The organism is Gracilibacillus thailandensis, from assembly GCF_010994055.1.
Classification (GTDB): Bacteria; Bacillota; Bacilli; order Bacillales; family Amphibacillaceae; genus Gracilibacillus; species Gracilibacillus lacisalsi.
The window spans coordinates 1-2,025 of record NZ_WJID01000137.1 but is presented as its reverse complement, the minus strand read 5'-3'; the positions used below and the strand labels follow the sequence as shown (position 1 = coordinate 2,025).

At 40.9% G+C, this 2,025-nt stretch carries 1 protein-coding gene; it reads right to left on the bottom strand.

Features of this window, described 5'->3' with window-relative positions; all coding sequences use genetic code 11:
- Positions 1–190: 190 nt before the first annotated feature.
- Entirely contained in the window at positions 191–1,492 is a 1,302-nt protein-coding gene (gene ltrA, locus GH715_RS21175; RefSeq protein ID WP_163578831.1) for a group II intron reverse transcriptase/maturase, read from the bottom strand.
- Between the last annotated feature and the right edge of the window lie 533 nt (positions 1,493–2,025).

Here is a 2,025-nt window from a genome sequence, read left to right as displayed (position 1 = left end):
CTTTCCGTGGGGGTAGAGTAGAAAACAGGGATTGGATATTACATTCTTGTCTTCGGGTTTCAGGGTTTTCCACCTTACTAAGCCTGACTTGAAGTTGTATCCTCCTCCTGTTTCCCCTCATCAAACCGTACGTGAGGTTTTCCCTCATACGGCTTTCCGATGTTCTTCATTCTTTGGCATTACGTCAGTACTAACTAGCCAATTTCACCAATAGATGATCTACTGCGTTCTTCGTTTCGATTAAATACCAGTGCCGTTTACGTCTATTGCGTTTCTTATTTATAAATAAGTTCAGACGTTCCAATACGTACCAATCAATACGTCTTAACCACTTCTTCGCTTTAGAAGAAATAGAATAGTAGTTCTTAAAGCCTTGTAAGCGACGGTTTAGCCCCTTAATTAGCTCACGTATATCCATGTGTAACTTACTTCGAGATTCCGTGTATGCTTTGATTTTGGCACGCATTTTCTTCATGGCATTGTGTTTTGGGATATGGGTCATGACATAGAGCGTGAATCCACCTTTTCTTCGAATCGGTAGTTTTCGGTTATGGAAACCTAGGAAGTCAAAACCATCTGTATCATTCCAAAGGTTCACTAATCTAGACTTCTCTTTGTTAACGGATAGATCTAACTTATCCATGATTGCTTGTATCACACGTATACTTTCCAGCGCTTGCTTTTTGGTTCTGCACAAGATGACCAAGTCATCTGCATAACGAACCAGTTCCCCTATGTGTTGAAACTTTTCTTCCCATAGCTTATCCATGGCATTCAAGTAAATATTCGCTAAAAGAGGTGAAATAACGCCACCTTGAGGTGTTCCGGTGATCGTATCTCTTATATTACCTTCTTCCATCACCCCTGCTTTTAACCATTTGCGAATAAGTTTTAATACTCGACGGTCACTGATCCGTTGCCCTACTAACTTCATCAATTTATCCTGATTGATATTATCAAAATATCCTTGGATATCGACGTCGACTACCCAAGTACATTTCTTACTTACTTTCCGAATTTTGCTCATCGCTTGATGAGCATTTCGCTTCGGACGAAAACCAAATGAACAATCGTGGAAGTCTGCTTCAAAGATTGGTTCTATGACCAGCTTCGTTGCCATTTGTGCTACACGATCTTTAATAGTAGGGATTCCTAAGGGACGTTTCTTCCCATTTTCCTTTGGAATATAGGTTCTTAATACAGGTTGAGGATGATATTGTTTCTGCTGAAGTTCCAATTGTAACTCTTCCAAGAACTTCTTTTCCCCATATTTCACTATAATTTCTTCGATGGTTTGCCCATCTATCCCTCCACTACCTCTCTTTCGTTTTACTCGTTGCCATGCTTCCCAAAGTATGTCAGAACGATGTATCTTATCATATATTGCATGAAATCTACGAGTTGGACTTGCCTTGGCACAAAGATATAATGTTTTCCAGAGTTCTCGAGCTTTTACTTTATTGGTGTAGTTAGTCAATTCTTTGACATTCACTTACTCTTACCCCTTTCTGAACATATGAACAAAGTAGAGGTCCTTCCCTAGATAACGTTATGTTGTCGTTATCATCATCGGTACTATGACCTCCTCCGACTCCCTCTCATCCATCCACTATTTCGTTCACACATGACTTATAAGTTTCTGCTTTACTCCTATAGAGTGATGAGGAGGGTCTCCCTAGTTCCGTTAATTACTTTCCTAACATATCGCTCCCCCTACCCCGAGAGATTCTTTGATGCTGTTTTCCAAGTTCTACACATCGTCCGTGGTCTTCACCATTACACGCCAGGTTCGACTTCTCTTTGTCCCATTTCCATGGGTGCTGGTTACGAGGCGGCAGGATTCACTTTATGTTACGATCTGTTAGTTTGCTGATACAGGGCTCTAACCTTAAGATTTCTCTACCAGTTACCTGTCAGCTACCAAGCGACTTGGCCCTTACTTGGATTGGACTTTCACCAACAAGTAATTAACGACTTGCTAGGCACGCCGTGTCTTCAGCTAACTTTTGTAAAGAAGATCGCTTT